Source organism: Marinilactibacillus sp. 15R (assembly GCF_001895285.1).
Taxonomy (GTDB): domain Bacteria; phylum Bacillota; class Bacilli; order Lactobacillales; family Carnobacteriaceae_A; genus Marinilactibacillus; species Marinilactibacillus piezotolerans.
The window spans coordinates 78974-97061 of the sequence record NZ_CP017761.1 but is presented as its reverse complement, the minus strand read 5'-3'; the positions used below and the strand labels follow the sequence as shown (position 1 = coordinate 97061).

Sequence of the window (18088 nt, the reverse complement as noted above, 5' to 3'; positions counted from 1 at the left end):
AATTAAAACAGTTGACTTATCTGATATAAACATATAAAGTTATCATAATAATATAAAAGAAGATAAGGAGATGAATACATATGAATTTTCTATACGAAAGTCAAACAATAACCAATATATCAAAACAAAATTTGTATGATTCATCTAAAATCTTATTATTACTCATTCCGTAGCTTGGATTCTATTCTTTATAAAAGATAGAGTCCTATTTTAGCATTTTAAAAAGGGCTCGGGATACGTTACATAATTTACCAGCCTCTGATAAAAGAGGCTGGTTTTTTTATATTAGAATTTTGAACATAATTAGAAAGAGGGGATAGTAAGATGAAAGGATATATTAAAAGTAATGTATTGAAAGTATCATCAGGAGTAGCTAATGCAATTTTTGTAACGATTGGTATTGGATTTTTATTTGGCACATTAGGAGATATGTTTAGTTTACCCATATTAGTTACAATAGGAAGTATAACTCGCGTTTTACTAGCCCCCGCTTTAGGAGCAGGTATTGCCTACAATATGCAAGCTAATACGCTGACACTCTTTGCCGCTATGGCATCCTCTACAATTGGAGGCGGTGCTATAAAAATTTCTGAAGCAGGATTTATGATTGTTGGAGGAGATCCGATTGGGGCACTGGTTGCTGGGGTTATTGCAACTTGGATTGGTAAAAAACTGACTGGAACTTCACCACTGGATATGATGTCTATTCCAACGTTATCTCTGTTAGGAGGTGGTTTGGCAGGAGTGGGCTTATCTCAAATCATTACACCGATATTACTTTCAGTCAGTGAGTTTGTCTCCAGCGCTGTGGAAGGTAGTCCAATTATAGGATCTTCTGTGATGGCAGTTCTATTTGGATTATTTCTAATGTCTCCGTTGTCTTCCGCAGCATTATCCATTGCACTGGCATTGAGTCCAATGGCAAGTGGAGCTATGCTGATTGGAACAACAGCTCAATACTTTGTATTTTCAATCGTATCATTGAAAGAAAATAACTTAGGTGGATATATTGCTCAGGGGCTTTGTACACCAAAAGTTCAGTTACCGAACATTATAAAAAATCCAAAAATTCTAATTGGACCCACTATAGCCTCTGCTGTCTGTGGGCCGATCGCCACCGTACTGTTCGGGTTTCAGACAATTCCTGAAATGGGTGGAGTTGGTTTTGCCGCTGGTGTAGCGCCACTTTGGGTAATCAACAATTCAGGTCTGCAGGCTTTTGGTGTATACTTGTTATGTGGGGCTGTTCTTCCAATCTTAATAACGCTTGGGATAAATAAATTGCTTTATGCTTCAAAAGCAATAAAAGTAGGAGATATGGCTCTGAAAGTAAGTTAAATTAGTATTCAATACTTAAATATTGAAAGATTTTATAGAATAGGGGATTGTTTTTTTATGACAACTGATTTAAGACCGGAAAACATTGACTGGAAAGATTTAGGATTTTCATATATTAAAACGGATTATCGATTTATTTCCTACTACAAAGATGGCTCATGGGATGAAGGAACATTAACAGAAGATAACCAGCTTCATATTTCAGAAGGATCAACTGCATTACATTATGGTCAACAATGTTTTGAAGGAATGAAAGCTTATCGTACAGCAGATGGTTCGATTCAACTATTCCGCCCATATGAAAATGCTAAAAGAATGAAGTTGAGTTGTGAAAGACTTCTGATGCCGGTATTTCCTGAAGAAAAATTTGTGGAAGCAATTAAAAAAGTCGTTAAAGCAAATGAAGAATGGGTACCGCCTTATGGAACTGGAAGTACTTTATACATCCGTCCTTTTATCATTGGTATTGGAGATAATATTGGAGTGAAGCCAGCAGATGAATATATTTTCTCAGCATTTGTGATGCCCGTGGGACCATATTTTAAAGGTGGACTGAAACCATCAAACTTCCTAGTGACCGATTATGACCGTGCTGCACCTAAAGGAACAGGGGCTGCTAAAGTAGGAGGTAACTATGCAGGCAGCTTACTTCCCGGAAAAGAGGCTAAAGAACGTAGCTTCAGTGATGCCGTTTATCTTGATCCAGAAACACATACTAAAATAGAAGAAGTCGGCGCAGCCAATTTTTTTGGAATCACCAAAGACGATTTGTTTATCACGCCTAAATCCTCTTCTATTTTGCCAAGTATCACGAAATACTCATTACTTTGGTTAGCTGAAAATCGCTTGAACCTTAAAGTCTCTGAGGGAGATGTCTACATTGATCAAATTAATCAGTTTAAAGAAGCGGGTGCTTGTGGAACAGCAGCAGTAATAGCTCCGATTGGAGGGCTACAAATTAAAGATGATTTTCATGTCTTTTATTCTGAAACAGAAGTAGGACCTGTAACAAAACGTTTGTATAATGAATTAGTTGGAATCCAGACAGGAGATGTTGAAGCACCTGAAGGATGGATCGTGAAAGTTTAAGAACAAAAAAGACTTGATTCAAACGAATCAAGTCTTTTTTGTGAAGTGACAAAATAACAGAAAGGAAATAAGTATATGTCAAATCTATTTAAGTATGAAGTTAACACAAAACAAAAACAAGAGCTGATTAATATAGATGAATATCTATATAAAGCGTTAGAGGAAAGTGGAATCAGAGAAGGACTAATGATTATATATTGTCCGCATACAACTGCGGGTATTACTATTAATGAAAATGCAGATCCAGATGTAAAAAAAGATTTATCGGCGTCATTGAATGATACATTTCCTAATCATGATTATTTTGTTCATATGGAAGGCAATTCCGATGGACATATGAAATCTTCTGTTTTTGGAGCAAGCGAGACAGTGATTATCTCTAATGGTAAAATCATACTAGGTACTTGGCAAAGTATTTATTTCTGTGAATTTGATGGTCCAAGAAAGCGAACAGTATACATTAAAATAATTGAAGGATAAATGAAACTTACAATATATTAGTAAATATATAACCAATAAAGAGTAAAAATAGAAATTTCATCCTAAAGGCGGATGCAAATCAATCTAAACAATAATACAATACGAATAGAGATTAGAGACTTACCCAAGGGGGTCTCTTGATTACATAGAATAAAGAAGAGAGGAAGAAAAAGATGCTTGAAGCAAAGAGTCTCCAAAAAAATTTCGGAGATGTTACGGCAGTGGATGGAATCACCTTTAAGATTAATAAAGGCGAAATAATGGGTCTGATTGGTCAAAATGGTGCTGGTAAAACAACGACCTTCCGTATGATATTAGATTTACTCACACCTGACCAGGGAGAAGTTCTCTGGAAAGGAAAAAAACTGACAAATAAAGTGTTTAATCAGATTGGATATTTACCAGAAGAAAGAGGCCTTTATCCAAAAGTTTCTATTGAAGACCAGATCTTATATTTTGCCCAATTAAGAGGCAAATCAAAAAAAGAAATTAAGCCATTAATTGATGACTGGTTAGAGAAATTCGACGTAAAAGGTAAAAGAGGAGACAAAGTCAAAACTCTTTCAAAAGGAAATCAACAGAAAGTTCAATTGATTACAACTTTGATTCATCAACCAGAACTGATTATATTAGATGAACCGTTTAGTGGGTTAGATCCTGTAAATGCGGAACTTCTAGAATCAGGAATTAGAGAAGCGCAAGCAAATGGTGCCAGCATTATTTTCTCAAGTCATAATATGAATAATGTTGAAGAACTCTGCGATAGTCTGATTATGCTCCGAGATGGAAATCAGATATTAAATGGAACAGTGAAAGAAATTAGAGAAAAATTTGGTCGAACTAAATTATTTTTAGAATCATCATTATCGCTTGAAGAGTTGAAGCAGTTCCCAGGTGTACAATCAGCCACAGTCAATAGAGATGGTATTTCTGTTATTCAGCTAAGTGCTGCAGAAAATGGAAAAGCGATTTTTGATGCAGCTACGGCAGATGGATATATTCCAACCTTCAGCCAGCAACCACCAACTTTAGAAGAAATTTTCAAACGAATGGTAGGTGAGAAGAATGAATAAGTTTTGGGTCATTACTAAAGAAGTTTATAAAAAGAACGTAAAGTCAACGAGCTTTATTATCATGTTACTAGCACCGCTTCTGGCAATTGGGATTTTTTATGGAATCAGTTACTTTATTGCGCAAGACGAAAAAAATGCTGAGCCATCTGCAATAGCTGTTATTTCTGAGGATCCAGCTATACAAGATGTTTTTACTATAGAAGATGGACCGTATGAAGTGCAAGAAGATATCACGACTCAAGAAGCTGCAGAAGAAGCTTTATTGGATGAAGAGATAGATGGCTATCTAACAATCAGCGAAACTGGAAATACCATTGATTCAGCAATTGTGCATACTGATTCATTAACTAATATTATTCCGATCTTAAACGAACAGTTATCTAATTATCAAACTTTGCTGAGAGCAAATGAGCTGGATTTATCTCAAGAACAAGTCATGTCATTGTCTGAACCAGTAGTCATTGAAGAATCGATTGTGAGTATTGAAGATGGCAATTTAACTCAAGAAGAAAATAATGATACGACGGTTAAGGAGATAGGAGCTTATATAGTCAGTTTTGCAGTTTACATGTTTATTTTGTTTTATGCTTCTATCATTGCAAGTGAAGTTGCGAGCGAAAAAGGAACAAGAATTATGGAAATTATCTTATCCAGTGCTTCTGCTACCGTTCACTTCTTTGGGAAATTAGCAGGTGTAATGCTTATATTACTAACTCAGTTAGTAGTATATGGCATTATAGGATTTGTAACATATTTCTTTGTAAAAGATTCAGCAACTATCCAAGGATTGACGCAAGGTATTGATTTAGCAACGATTGCTAAGGAATTATTAGGATATACAAGCATATTCTTTATAACAGGAGTATTGATGTACGTAGTATTTGCTGCCTTCTTCGGATCACTTGTTACTAAAATTGAAGATGTAAATAAATCGATAACACCAATTGTAACGTTAGCTATTATTGGACTATACGTAGGAATATTTGCTTTTGCATCTCCAGAAAATATTGTGCCTGTGGTATTTTCTTATATTCCTTTATTTACACCTTTTGTAATGCCGTTTAGGATTGCTTCAGAGACAGTAGGACAACTAGGAATATGGATATCCATTATTGGTACAGTAGGTTTTACAGCAATATTAACTTACCTGTCATTTGTTTTTTATCGTGCGAATGTATTGATTTATTCAGATGGCGGAGTTATCAAGTCATTAAAACGCTCATGGGGACTACTGAAAAGTAACCGCAAGGCCAAAAAAATAAATTCATAGTATAATATAAATGGAGCTTTCAATGATTAAATTCATTGGAAGCTTTTTCATATTAGAAACGGAAATCCAAAGAAAAATCCTGGAATACATGTTACTTTTAATTGTAGAAAGGTATAATGAAAATGACTACAAAACAAAAGTAGAGGTATAGATAAATGGAAAATAAAACATTAGTAGAAATTACAACCCAAAAAATTTTGAACTATATTAAAGAACAAAATCTGCAAATAGGAGAAAGGTTACCAAACGAATTTACCTTGGCAGAACAGTTGAAAGTTAGTCGAAATACTATTCGAGAAGCCACGAAAATGTTGAAATCAAGGAATATTCTTGAAGTCAAACAAGGATCAGGAACTTTCATTAGTGCAAAAAAAGGACTAATGGATGATCCGTTTGGTTTTTCGTTGTTAGAAAACAAAATCAAAATGACCAAGGACTTATTTGATATTCGCTTTATTTTAGAGCCTTATATTGCGTCCTTAGCTGCTCAGAATGCTACGGAAGAAGAAATCGCATCCATAGACCAATTAAGAGTCCAAATTGAAGAAGAGATACTAAACGAAGGAACAGAGCATTTAAAGCTGGATCAGCAGCTGCATACCCAAATTGCTAAGGCATCTGGGAATACTGCATTGTACCATTTACTTCCAATCATTAATGAATCTATTCATCTATATAATGATAATTTTACTAGTGAAAAGAAAAAACTTGAAACAATAGAATCACACAGAGAAATCGTAAATTTTATAAAAAATAGAGATAGCTTAGGTGCTCAACAAGCAATGTTGATCCATATGAGCAATAATCGTGTTTCTCTTGAAAATGATACAGACGCTAATAGGTAGGATGAATCATCCGTTTTTCTACCTTAAAAACAATAAAACGGATTTTATTTGACAAATCATCCTACGTATTTTATGATTCAGAGGTGGATCAGTAAAATACGTAGGATTTTTATATGATTCTCAAAAAAATTGTAGGAGGAGTAATAGTTGGATAAAGTATCAAAAAGATTACCGGAAGCTTTCTTATGGGGAAATTCAGTATCAAGCATGCAAACTGAAGGAGGATGGAATGAAGGCGGAAAAGGACTGTCTGTCTATGATATAAGAGAGGCTACTGAATTTTCGTCTGACTGGAAAGTTGCTAATGATAACTATAATAACTACGATATAGACTTTGATCATTTAAAAAAACTTGGGATGAATTGTTACCGTTTTCAAATATCATGGAGTCGTGTTAATCCTGATGGTGATGGGGCATTTAATGAAGAAGGTATTGAGTATTACAGTAAACTGATTGATGCTCTGATTGACAGAGGGATTGAGCCAATGATTTGTCTGTATCACTTTGATATGCCATTAAATCTTGCCAGAAAATATAATGGTTTTTTAAGTATGCATGTAATGAAAGCGTTTGTTGATTTCGGTATTGAAATGGTCAAGCGGTTTGGAGATAGAGTGAAGTACTGGATTACTTTTAATGAACAAAACTTATTTCATGTACCTGAGGCTTTCAGAATCAGTGGATACTTAAAGGGTGAACAAACGCTTGATGAACTGTACCAGATTAGTCATAACGTTATGATGGGACATGTAAAAGTAGCAAATTATATTCACGAAAATACAGAGTGTAAGATCGGTGGAATGCTAGCCTATTCGGAAAGTTATCCTGCAACATGTGCGCCTAGAGATATTTTATTAGCGCGTAAATGGGATGAGTTCATTAATTATAACTTACTGGATGCCTTTGTGCATGGTCGCTACAGTAATGAAGTGCTTACTTACGTCAAGAATCATCAAATTGACATGAAAGCTACTGAAGAAGAATTAAAAGAGTTGGCAAATTTGAAAAGTGATTTTCTTTCTTTCAGTTATTATGCCAGTTCTACGATCAATTCTAACTTAGTCAGTGAGGAGACCCCTATCAATTATATAATGAAAGAAGGAAAACAGAAAAATCCTTATCTAGAAAGTACGGAATGGGATTGGCAGATAGACCCCCTTGGATTTAGAGATGTTTTCAATAAATTATACCAGAGATATCAGTTGCCAATATTCCCTATAGAGAATGGAATTGGAGTAAAAGAAGAATGGGATGGTGAAAATGAGATTAATGACCAGTACCGTATTGATTATCATCGAGCACACTTGCAGGCAATGAAAGATGCTATGTTTGAAGATGGGGTAGAAGTCATTGGTTATCTCGGTTGGGGACTGATTGATATTTTGAGTTCACAGGGAGATATGAGAAAAAGATATGGTGTTGTTTATGTGAATCGGGACAATCATGACTTGAAAGACATGAAACGAGTACCTAAAAAAAGCTACTGGTGGTTGAAAAAAGTTATTGAAACAAATGGCGAAGATATAGAATAGGAGAATCAAAATGAAAAACAAGAATTCATTTACTGATCGTTTTACCATGTTTGCTGTAAAACTAGGCAATCAAGTACATCTACGCTCATTGCGTGATGCTTTTGCCGTTATTATTCCATTTTTTATCTTAGCAGGATTAGCGGTACTCATTAATAATGTGGTATTTCCCTGGCTCTTTACTGGTGACACGTTAGAAAAACTGAAAGTTTGGGGGAACGTGATTACAAACGGGACTTTAAACTTAGCCAGTTTACTCGTTGCACCAATGATCGGGTATAGCTTGTCCAAGAATAAAGGGTTCAAAAATCCGCTGGCAGCTGCAGCTATCTCTATAGGATCACTGATCATTATGATGCCGATTTCAATCCCTATGACAGCAGTTGAAAGTGGAGAATCCATGCTCGTATCAGGAGGACTGACTTACGGAAATCTTGGTACAAGTGGAATGTTTTCTGGAATTATTATTGGGTTGCTGGCAACAGAGATATTCGTAAGAATCTCAGGAGTGAAAAGATTACAGATCAATCTTGGAGAGGGTGTTCCACCTGCAGTTAGTAAGTCTTTTACAGTTATGCTGCCTACCATGATTACATTAAGCTTATTTGGAATCATATCAGCTATATTACTTACTATATTTGATACTAACCTTATAGACCTGATCACTACACTGATTCAGGAACCGTTGAGAGCTATTAATACGAGCTTGATTGGAACAGTAATTATCTATAGTTTTTCAAATTTTCTGTTTACAATAGGGATTCATCAAACAGTAGTAAATGGAGCAATATTAGACCCATTGACCCTGCAAAATATGAATGAAAATATGCTTGCATTTAATGGAGGAGAAGAAGCTCCTAATATTATAACAAACTCATTCGTCTCGTCATTTGGAATGATTGGCGGAACGGGCTCAACAATAGCTTTGATGCTTGCGATATTTCTGTTTGCTAAATTAAAATCTTCAAAAGATGTAGCAAGTATTTCTTTTGCTCCAGGAGTATTCAACATTAATGAGCCTATTATTTTTGGATATCCAATCGTCTTTAACTTACCTATGATGATTCCTTTTGTCCTTTTACCTGCACTAGGAATTATATTTGCTTATTTCTGTACAGCATTAGGATTTATTAATCGATCGGTTATCATGGTTCCTTGGACTACACCACCCTTGATGAATGCCTATCTTACTACTGCAGGAGACTGGCGTGCAGTAATTGTCCAATTAATTATTATAGTGTTCGGTGTATTCTTGTACCTACCATTTATTAAAGTTAGCGAACGAGTATCGAAAGCACAAGCAGATGCTGAAGAAGTTTGAAAGAAAGTTTAAATTGATGTGCAACATAAAAGCATAGCATTTAAACCAAATCTAAATTTCAGCCATCGAGTTGCAGGCTTGGTGGCTGATTATGTTTATAAGAAAGTAAGATATTGAATAATTCAGGAGGATAAAATGAAGTTAAGTTTTAGATGGTTTGGGAACGATGATCTGGTTACGCTAGAAAATATCAGACAAATTCCCAATATGAATGGGATTGTAAGTGCTATATACTCTATACCGGTGGGAGAAGTATGGCCTGTTGAACAAATTAAAGAAATGAAACAAAAAATCGAAAACAATGGGTTAAATCTTGGTGTGATTGAAAGTGTCCCTGTACATGAAGATATTAAATTAGGCAACTCTAACAGGGATCAGTGGATTGAAAACTATAAGCAGACAATACTGAATTTATCTGAATGTGGGATACAAACAATTTGTTATAACTTTATGCCTGTCTTTGACTGGACAAGAACAACGCTTCATCATCTCAACAGTGATGGCTCAACTTCCTTAGCATTGAGTACAGAAGAATTGAAAAAATTAGATCCATTAGATGAATCTCTTTCATTGCCGGGATGGGATGAATCTTATGATAAGGATAAATTAAAAGACATCTTAAAGCAGTATAGTACAGTGGATGAAGAAAAACTCTGGGAAAATCTAACGTATTTCCTTGAAGCGATTATTCCAGTTGCAGAAAAAGCACAAGTCAATATGGCGATTCATCCAGATGATCCTCCTTATTCAATTTTTGGATTACCTAGAATCATTAAAGACAAAGAATCTTACGCAAGGTTATTTCAACTATCCAGTAGTTCAGCAAATGGCATCACCTTCTGTACTGGATCTTTAGGGGCAAATCCTTACAATAACTTGTATGAAATGCTTGACGAATATCTTTCATTAGGAAAAGTACACTTTATGCATGTCAGAAATATTTTACTGCATAAGGACAAAAGTTTTGAAGAAACAGCGCATGTTTCAAATTATGGTTCAATTGATATGGTTAGAATTCTTTCGCTATTGAAAAAGCATCAATATACTGGATATCTAAGACCGGATCATGGGAGGATGATTTTCAAAGAATCCGGTAGACCAGGATATGGTTTATATGATCGCGCATTAGGAGCAAGTTACTTGAATGGAATATGGGAGACGTTAAGTTAAAGAAAGTACTGTTAAATTTGATATTAGTTTTCATTTTTTATAGTTAAACTTCCCGATTACAATTATGTGCGAATTGAGAGTACTGTTTGTAAGGAATAGACAATATAAAATCTCCCTACTTTGAATATAGAAGTAGGGAGATTTTATGTTTAATTTTGATGTTTTTCTAAGAAATCCATTACTTTTTTATATACAGCAATTTCATTTTCTTTTTTTGCAAATCCATGTCCTTCATTTTCTAGGACAAGATAAGTGATATCACGCTGCTTTTCTTTTAACTTTTCAACGATTTGATCCGATTCTTTTTTTACAACTCGCGGATCTTGTGCACCTTGTACAACTAACATCGGTTTAGTCATTTGATCCAAGTACGTAATAGGAGAATCTTCGATGAATTTTTCTTTGTCTTGATTTGGATCACCTAACCACAGTTTCATGATTGGTTTCCAATGCGGCGGTACAGATTCATAAAAAGAGAATAAGTTAGAAGGTCCAAATAAGTCCACAACAGCACGGAAATAATCTGGATGACGACCGTGAAGCAGTAGACTCATATATCCGCCATAACTGCCGCCTACTAGGAATAAAGAATCTTTCGAAGCAATACCTTGTTTGAATAACCATTCGATACTTGCAACATTATCTAACCTTGGAGCATTACCCCAGTCTTGTTCTACCAGCGTAGCAAAAGTTTTTCCATATCCTGTGCTACCTCTAAAATTAGGTGCGAAAATATTATATCCACTATATAAAAGTGCCTGAAATAAAGCACGGAAATTTTGTCTCTCGGCTGCTTGTGGACCACCATGAGGCCAGAAAATTGTATATCCATTCGCATTATCTTCAGTTGCTCTAAATAATAATGCTTCAATTTCTAGTTCGTCAAAAGAATTGAATTTAATGGTTTCGGGTTCGACCATTTCAGTTGAGTCAATTCCGAGGACACGATTTTCTGTCAGCGATTCCCAATGAACCCCATCAACCGAACGGAATATATTGACAGGCATTACTGCACTAGATCCCGATAAATAGATTGTTCCGTTTTTAGCAATTTTTATTTCTTGCAATACATGTACAGGAGAGACAAGTTCTTCTACTTCACGTGTCTCAGGATTAAAGCGATATAGATTATCTGTAACGCCTGCAGTAGTCGCTAAGATAAAAGTTTCGGATTCTTCGTGCCAGGAAACCTCTGTAATGCTTTCATCTCTGAATGAAAGTACTGTTTCGCTTTGGCGAGAGGCTAGATCATAACGGACCAGATAGGCTTGTTCACTTTGATAGTCTGTTACAAAGTAGATCATATTGCTCTCAGTGATAGTTGTTCCACTGATCGTATAAGGTGGTTTAGCATCTTCTGGAAGTAAAGGAATCATTTCATCTTCAACTTTTAAAAAGGCTTTTTGATGCGTATTAGAATATAATTTTGTGTAAATAAAGAGGGCTTCATCTCTGGAAACGGCTGTCAGATAAGTTGGAGCTTCCTGCCCCTTTTCTAAAAGTGTATCTTTTCCTGTATCAAGATCTCTGACATGTGTGTTCAAGAAGTTAGGATTAGCGAGAGAGGTAGTATAATATAAACGATTTCCATCTTCAGAAAGGTCTGCAAAATAAAATTTTTCTGAAGCATCACCTGTTACAAGCGGGGTTGGATATCCGCCGTATATTGGAAGAGCATAAATTTGAGTATTTTCATTTCCATCCCTATCAAATCCCACTAGAACGTAATCAGAGTTTGGACTGATCTTGATAAAGGAGACAGATTCATCATACTTGGCGAATAGATAGGGTGTTGTACTTTCTTTTAAATCAATTGCCCATAGATTAGGCTCTCCAGTTATATCAGACATATAAATCAATTTTGATTCATCGTTTGCAATAGCAAAACTGCCAATACGGTTGGTATGGAAGAATTGTTCGAAATGTGCTTTTTCAAAATTCATGTACTTTCCTCCTTAAGAAACTATGTAAATTCTTTTTGTTGTTACTAGCTTACCATAATTTTTGGAAAAGCGAGAATAAAAACAGAAGCATGTAGCAAATTTATCAGAAGAATAAATACTAGGGTAAGTAGATGACAAGATGATTGAAACTTGTAGAAAGAGTGTGGAAAATATCAAAATTAGAAATGATTTACGTAAAATATAGCACAATAGAAACATCACATTTGTATTCATGTCCATTAACCTTAAAAGACGCGCAAGATATACTCTAGTACATCGAAAGAGGAAACGTTCTACATAGATGTTTATTTGATTAGCACTATCAAAAATTACTAGTAGTATTTAATAAAACTATTTTGATAAATTTTGGTTACATTTATCTTTATTCCAAATTAACTCCGTCAGAAAGTACCATTAGAAATAAGGGACTTTTCCTTCGAGGAGAAATGTTTGAAACTACATACCGAGTAAGAATATACTAAATGAATAGATGAATAAAGTTATAGTTGAATCAGATATTTATTTAGGAGGAGAAAGCCATGCAAAAAGTCAAACCATTTCCTAGAGAAAAAGGAATTGAAAATGGATTGAGATTATTAAGAGAAGGGTATTTGTATATACCCAATCGTCGAAAAGCATATCAATCTGATGCAGTTAAAACTAGAGTCCTCGGGCAAGAAGCAATATTACTAGGAGGAGAAGAAGCAGCAGAACTATTTTATGATGAAGATAAATTTAAGCGTGAAGGTGCTGCTCCAGAACCTGCTGTATCGACTTTGCTTGGTCAAGGTGGTGTTCAACAGTTAGATGATGAAGCACATCGTCATCGCAAAAAGATGTTTTTAGATCTTATGTCTAAAGAACGTATTGAAATCTGGGCAAAATTAGTGGAGAAATATCTATACATTGCTACAAAAGAATGGATCAGAAAAGATTCGATCAACTTTTATAAAGAAAGCCAGAAAGTGCTGACCCAAGCTGCATGTGAATGGTGTGGTGTTCCATTAAAAGATAAAGAAATTGATAAACGGACAGAGCAATTGATCAGTATGATTGAATCACCTGTTGCTGTAAGTAAACGCCATATCGAAGGACGAATCGGTAGGATCAAAGGAGAAAAATGGGTTTCTGGATTAATTGAGCAGGTAAGAGAAGGAACACTTCAACCAGACGAAGATACAGCGTTATACCAGATAGCTTGGCATAAAGAATTAGACGGAGAGCTATTGGACTTGAAAACTGCGGCAGTAGAATTACTGAATGTTATTCGACCTTCTGTTGCAATTGCTTTATACTTTGCATTCACGGCGTTAACCTTACAGCAGTTTCCGGAAGAAAAAAATAAATTGAATGGAGAAAATCCTTACTACCTGCATATGTTTATTCAAGAAATCAGACGATATTATCCGTTCTTCCCATTCAATGGTGCCATTACGCGAAAAGACTTCATATGGAATGGCTATCAGTTTGAAAAAGATACTTTAACAATATTTGATTTTTATGGAACGAACCATGACCCAAGAGTTTGGGAAAATCCTGAAGACTTCAAGCCAGAGCGATTCAGCAATTGGCATGAGAGTCCTACTGATCAGATTCAGTTTAGATTATTGGCACAAGGCGGAGGTAGTTATTCTGCTGGTCATCGATGTCCAGGAGAATGGAATACAGTACGGGCAATGGAAATAATCACGGATTTCTTAGTCAACAAAATTGATTATACCGTTCCGGAACAAGATGTTGGATTTAGTTTAGTCAACATGCCGACAACACCTAAAAGTGGAATGATTTTTGAAAATATTCAGTATAAAGGTTAAGATAATTTAAAATAGTACTAGAAAAATTGTTCTATCTATAGTATAATTAAAAGTGCCGAAAGGCCGCATGACAATGGCGGGTGTATGAACCGTGTCAGGTCCGGAAGGAAGCAGCACTAAGTACATTCCTCCATGTGTTATGTGTATACATAGTTATGAACAATTGATAGTTGTGCATATAAGAAAAGAGATGTTCCTTTTATTAGGGCATCTTTTTTCTGTTTATGCATAGTTTCTATAAAAGGGTAAATTGAATAAAAATATACAAAATCTATTTCTCATTCACTCTGATTTCGCTTATAATGAAGAGTAGAGAAATCAAAATAGAAAACCGTAAGTATAAATTTTATAAAGCGATCATCTAATGCAGTAAAATTATAGTAGAGAAGAGGGGAATCATGAGCTATCAAGCATTGTACCGCGTCTGGCGTCCGCAAAAATTTGGAGATATTGCTGGACAACAGGCAATTACAAAGACTCTGAGAAATGCGATTGTACAAGATAAAACGAGTCATGCGTATTTGTTTACGGGACCTCGTGGTACAGGCAAGACGAGTGCAGCCAAAATTTTTGCCAAAGCAATCAACTGTCCACATGTTAAAGATGGTGAACCTTGTAATGACTGTGAGATTTGTCAGTCGATCAGCCAAGGAAAACTTGGAGATGTTATTGAAATCGACGCAGCAAGTAACAATGGGGTTGAAGAGATTCGTGATATCCGAGACAAAGCAAACTATGCTCCCACGCAAGCAGAATACAAAGTGTATATTATCGATGAGGTTCATATGTTGTCAATGGGGGCATTTAATGCCTTATTGAAAACACTTGAAGAACCTCCTGCTAATGTCATATTTATTCTGGCAACGACGGAACCTCACAAGATTCCTTTAACAATCATTTCCAGAACACAAAGATTTGATTTTAGGCGGATATCTCCTCAAGATATCATTAGTCGAATGCAATATATTCTGAATCAAAAAGAAGTAGAATTTGAATTAGATGCACTGACTACTATATCGAAAGCGGCAGAGGGAGGTATGCGGGATGCGTTAAGCATTTTAGACCAAGCCTTATCATTCTCTGAAGGGAAACTGAAAACAGAAGATGCAATGAGAATAACCGGTAGTATTACTCAAGAACTTTTGATTGAGTATATCCGTGCGCTTTATACTCAGCAAACTGAACAGGGTTTAAACATTCTCCATGAACTGATTGCTGAAGGGAAAGACCCTAGCCGCTTTGTAGAAGATATGATTCTATTCAGCAGAGATGTTTTGCTCTATCAAACAGCACAAACAGATGTGTTATTAAAAATGGGAAAAGCAGATGATGAGTTTATACAACTTTCAAACGAAGTGGCTTCACCGCTTTTATACGAAGTGATACAAGTATTTAACCAGACGCAGCAAGAAATGAGATTATCCAGCCATGCTGAAGTTTATCTTGAAGTAGCAACAGTCAGACTAACACAACCCACTAAACCTTCTTCAAAAAGAGAAAATTCTAAAAATTTTCTTGAAGAAGATACTACGTCATCTGCAGAAATCTCAGATTTAAAAAAACAATTAGCAGATATGCAGAAGCTGGTTCAGAATATGGCTGGGAATGAAGGCACCGTAAAACTATCTCCATCCAAGCCGAAAAGATCTAAAAGCAGCCTAGTCTTTAAAGTCAACCGTCCATCCGTATATAGAGTCCTTGAAAAAGCGACAAAAAAGGACTTAGCCCAATTGAAAGATGTCTGGCCGGATTTGATGAATGTGCTGGAAGCAAGTCAAAAAGCTATTATGAATACTTCAACCCCTGTAGCAGCGAGTGCTCAAGGGTTGGTTGTGACCTTTGATTATGATATTCTATGTGAGAGAGCAACTAACGATAAACTTCTGTTAAATACTATTGGTGAATATCTTGAAAAAGTTATTGGACATAAAGCTGAATTAATTAGTGTTCCTGCTGAACAATGGCCAGTTATCCGTCAGGAATTCATTAAAAGTATGAAGGAAGAATCTGCCGATACTAGCGATACTCAGTCAGAAACATTTTCTCCAGAAGATAAAAGAGAACTTGAAACCGAGCCGATTGTATCAGAAGCACTTAAGATTTTTGGAGAGCAAATCGTTAAAATCGAAGAATAAAAATTATAATAATTAATAAAGGAGAATGAATAATGCGCGGTGGAATGGGAAATATGCAAGGTATGATGAAGAAAATGCAGAAAATGCAAAAAGAAATGGGAATAGCTCAAGAAACATTGAATCAGACAGAATTTACAGGATCAGCTAATGATGACCTGGTAACTGTGACTTTTACAGGTGATAAAAAATTAAAAAAAGTTTTAATCAAAGAAGAAATTGTCGATCCTGAAGATGTAGAAATTATTGAAGATCTTGTGCTGCTTGCAGTAAATGATGCTCTTCAAAAAGTAGATGCAGAAACAGAACGTGTAATGGGGAAATATACTAAAGGTATGCCTGGAATGTAACACTGAGATTCAAGTAGAAGCCAATTAACACAATCTTTGATTGAGAGTATCTTTTTAGAAAGGAGACGGTCATGCATTATCCAGAACCGATCTCGAAATTAATGGAAAGTTATATGAAATTGCCAGGAATTGGGGAGAAAACAGCTGCCCGCCTGGCTTTTTATACAGTTAATATGAACGAAGACGATGTGACCGGCTTTGCCAGATCCCTAATTAGTGTCAAACGAGATCTGCATTACTGTTCAATATGCGGAAATATGACCGAACAAGACCCTTGTGAAATCTGTCAAGATAAAAGCAGAGATCAGTCATTGATCCTAGTTGTTGAACATCCCAAAGATGTCATTTCAATGGAAAAAATGCAGGAATTTAAAGGCTTGTATCATGTACTTCACGGAGTATTGTCTCCTATTGAGGGAACAGGTCCGGAAGATATCAATATACCGGATTTAATTAAACGACTTCAAAACGAAGAAGTAAAGGAAGTCATTATTGCAACCAATGCTACAGCTGAAGGAGAGGCTACAGCAATGTACTTGTCGCGTTTGATTAAACCATCAGGCATTAAAGTCACGCGTCTGGCGCATGGTCTATCAGTAGGAAGCGATATAGAATATGCTGATGAAGTAACTCTGCTTAAAGCAGTTGAAGGCCGCAGGGATATGTAGGAGAAGATGAAATGGGATTGTTTAAAAGAAAGTCAAAACTGAGAAAAGAATATGACGAAAAACTTTTATCTTTAATGCAACATCAAAAAGCACTGTGGGAAAATTCTAAAGTGATGGAAGAAATTATCGTAGAAGAACATCCAAAACTTAAAGCAGAACGCAAACTAGCTCAGGCAAAATACTTTTATTTATTCAAAGAGGCAAAAGTGAGAAAAATAAAAGGAAATTAGTTGACTAATATTAAATGAAAAAGCAAGTGTCGCTGGAAATAGACATTTGCTTTTTTTATTTATATAGAAAAATCTCTGAGAAAATCCTTTTATAAAATCCATAGACAATAGGGATGAATCTCACGTATAATAAACTAAATAGGATAATTATTTTAGAATTGAGGAAATAAATGTGACAGGTATGTTTATTACAATAGAAGGACCAGATGGAGCGGGAAAATCTGGTTTAGTCAAACGGCTGGTTCCGACCATCCAATCCATGATCAATCATCCTCTTGTTGTAACTCGTGAGCCTGGAGGCAGTGAAATTGCTGAAGAAATTCGCAAGCTTATTTTGAATCCGGCATATTTGGCAATGGATGCTAGAACAGAAGCATTACTTTACGCAGCTAGTCGTAGACAGCATGTGGTAGAGAAAATCCTACCGGCTTTATCAAGAGGGGAAGTTGTATTATGTGACCGTTTTGTTGACAGTTCAATAGCCTACCAAGGACAAGCTAGAGGAATTGGCATGGAAAAGGTAATGGCTATAAATGAATTTGCGATAGAAGGACTAAAACCGGATATTACCCTTTATCTAGACGTAGATGCAGAAGTAGGATTAAAGAGGATTAAGGACAAAAAATCTAAAAGAACACAGGATAGACTAGAATTAGAAGCTGTGACATTTCATGAAGAAGTAAGCAAGGCCTATCATTTACTAATTGAAAAAGACCCGAATCGCTTCCGTGTTATTGATGCAAGCTTGGACCAGGATAGCGTGTACAAGAATGCACTTGATGCACTTGAAACAGCAATAGAAGAGTATAAGAATCAAGATAACGATTAAGGAAGG

Annotated in this window: 16 protein-coding genes and 1 other RNA gene; 16 read left to right on the top strand and 1 reads right to left on the bottom strand. The window is 35.7% G+C overall.

What is annotated here, in order from left to right:
- Positions 1-324 precede the first annotated feature (324 nt).
- From BKP56_RS00440 to uxuA, 9 genes are all read left to right on the top strand, one after another.
- Positions 325-1338: a PTS transporter subunit IIC gene (locus tag BKP56_RS00440; RefSeq protein ID WP_072693187.1), complete on the top strand. Its 1014-nt coding sequence runs from the start codon at positions 325-327 to the stop codon at positions 1336-1338.
- A 57-nt stretch (positions 1339-1395) separates the two neighbouring features.
- Positions 1396-2427 (top strand): branched-chain amino acid aminotransferase, encoded by a 1032-nt coding sequence (locus tag BKP56_RS00435; protein ID WP_072693185.1) that lies wholly within the window; start codon positions 1396-1398, stop codon positions 2425-2427.
- 75 nt (positions 2428-2502) lie between these two features.
- Complete coding sequence (locus BKP56_RS00430) at positions 2503-2907, top strand: secondary thiamine-phosphate synthase enzyme YjbQ (RefSeq protein WP_072693184.1); 405 nt, start codon at positions 2503-2505, stop codon at positions 2905-2907.
- A gap of 173 nt (positions 2908-3080) precedes the next feature.
- On the top strand, positions 3081-3980 hold the full coding sequence (locus tag BKP56_RS00425) for an ABC transporter ATP-binding protein (protein ID WP_072693182.1): 900 nt from the start codon (positions 3081-3083) through the stop codon (positions 3978-3980).
- Positions 3973-5250 (top strand): ABC transporter permease, encoded by a 1278-nt coding sequence (locus BKP56_RS00420; protein ID WP_072693181.1) that lies wholly within the window; start codon positions 3973-3975, stop codon positions 5248-5250. The genes BKP56_RS00425 and BKP56_RS00420 overlap by 8 nt, the downstream gene beginning before the upstream one ends.
- Positions 5251-5405: 155 nt before the next feature.
- Entirely contained in the window at positions 5406-6095 is a 690-nt protein-coding gene (locus BKP56_RS00415) for a FadR/GntR family transcriptional regulator (RefSeq protein WP_072693179.1), read from the top strand.
- A gap of 147 nt (positions 6096-6242) precedes the next feature.
- Complete coding sequence (locus BKP56_RS00410) at positions 6243-7628, top strand: glycoside hydrolase family 1 protein (RefSeq protein WP_072693177.1); 1386 nt, start codon at positions 6243-6245, stop codon at positions 7626-7628.
- Between the two features lie 10 nt (positions 7629-7638).
- Complete coding sequence (locus BKP56_RS00405; protein ID WP_072693176.1) at positions 7639-8946, top strand: PTS sugar transporter subunit IIC; 1308 nt, start codon at positions 7639-7641, stop codon at positions 8944-8946.
- A gap of 135 nt (positions 8947-9081) precedes the next feature.
- Positions 9082-10116 carry a mannonate dehydratase gene (gene uxuA / locus BKP56_RS00400; RefSeq protein WP_072693174.1) on the top strand — a complete coding sequence of 345 codons (1035 nt, stop codon included), beginning with the start codon at positions 9082-9084 and terminating at the stop codon, positions 10114-10116.
- Between the two features lie 149 nt (positions 10117-10265).
- On the opposite strand, the gene BKP56_RS00395 is transcribed toward uxuA, so the two are convergent.
- On the bottom strand, positions 10266-12059 hold the full coding sequence (locus BKP56_RS00395) for a S9 family peptidase (protein WP_072693173.1): 1794 nt from the start codon (positions 12057-12059) through the stop codon (positions 10266-10268).
- A gap of 539 nt (positions 12060-12598) precedes the next feature.
- On the opposite strand from BKP56_RS00395, the gene BKP56_RS00390 reads away from it, so the two are divergent.
- The 7 genes from BKP56_RS00390 (at position 12599) to tmk (ending at position 18082) form a co-directional block, all read left to right on the top strand.
- The gene (locus BKP56_RS00390) at positions 12599-13873 is read left to right on the top strand and encodes a cytochrome P450 (protein ID WP_072693171.1); all 1275 of its coding nucleotides are present in this window, start codon (positions 12599-12601) and stop codon (positions 13871-13873) included.
- A 62-nt stretch (positions 13874-13935) separates the two neighbouring features.
- Positions 13936-14022: signal recognition particle sRNA small type (ffs, locus tag BKP56_RS00385), an RNA gene on the top strand.
- Between the two features lie 249 nt (positions 14023-14271).
- Entirely contained in the window at positions 14272-16008 is a 1737-nt protein-coding gene (gene dnaX / locus BKP56_RS00380; RefSeq protein WP_072693169.1) for a DNA polymerase III subunit gamma/tau, read from the top strand.
- Between the two features lie 32 nt (positions 16009-16040).
- Positions 16041-16355 (top strand): YbaB/EbfC family nucleoid-associated protein, encoded by a 315-nt coding sequence (locus BKP56_RS00375; protein ID WP_072693168.1) that lies wholly within the window; start codon positions 16041-16043, stop codon positions 16353-16355.
- A gap of 71 nt (positions 16356-16426) precedes the next feature.
- Entirely contained in the window at positions 16427-17023 is a 597-nt protein-coding gene (recR, locus tag BKP56_RS00370) for a recombination mediator RecR (protein ID WP_072693166.1), read from the top strand.
- A gap of 11 nt (positions 17024-17034) precedes the next feature.
- Positions 17035-17253, top strand: a complete 219-nt coding sequence (locus BKP56_RS00365) for a YaaL family protein (protein ID WP_072693164.1) — start codon at positions 17035-17037, stop codon at positions 17251-17253.
- A gap of 172 nt (positions 17254-17425) precedes the next feature.
- Entirely contained in the window at positions 17426-18082 is a 657-nt protein-coding gene (gene tmk / locus BKP56_RS00360) for a dTMP kinase (RefSeq protein ID WP_198033959.1), read from the top strand.
- The last annotated feature ends 6 nt before the right edge of the window (positions 18083-18088 follow it).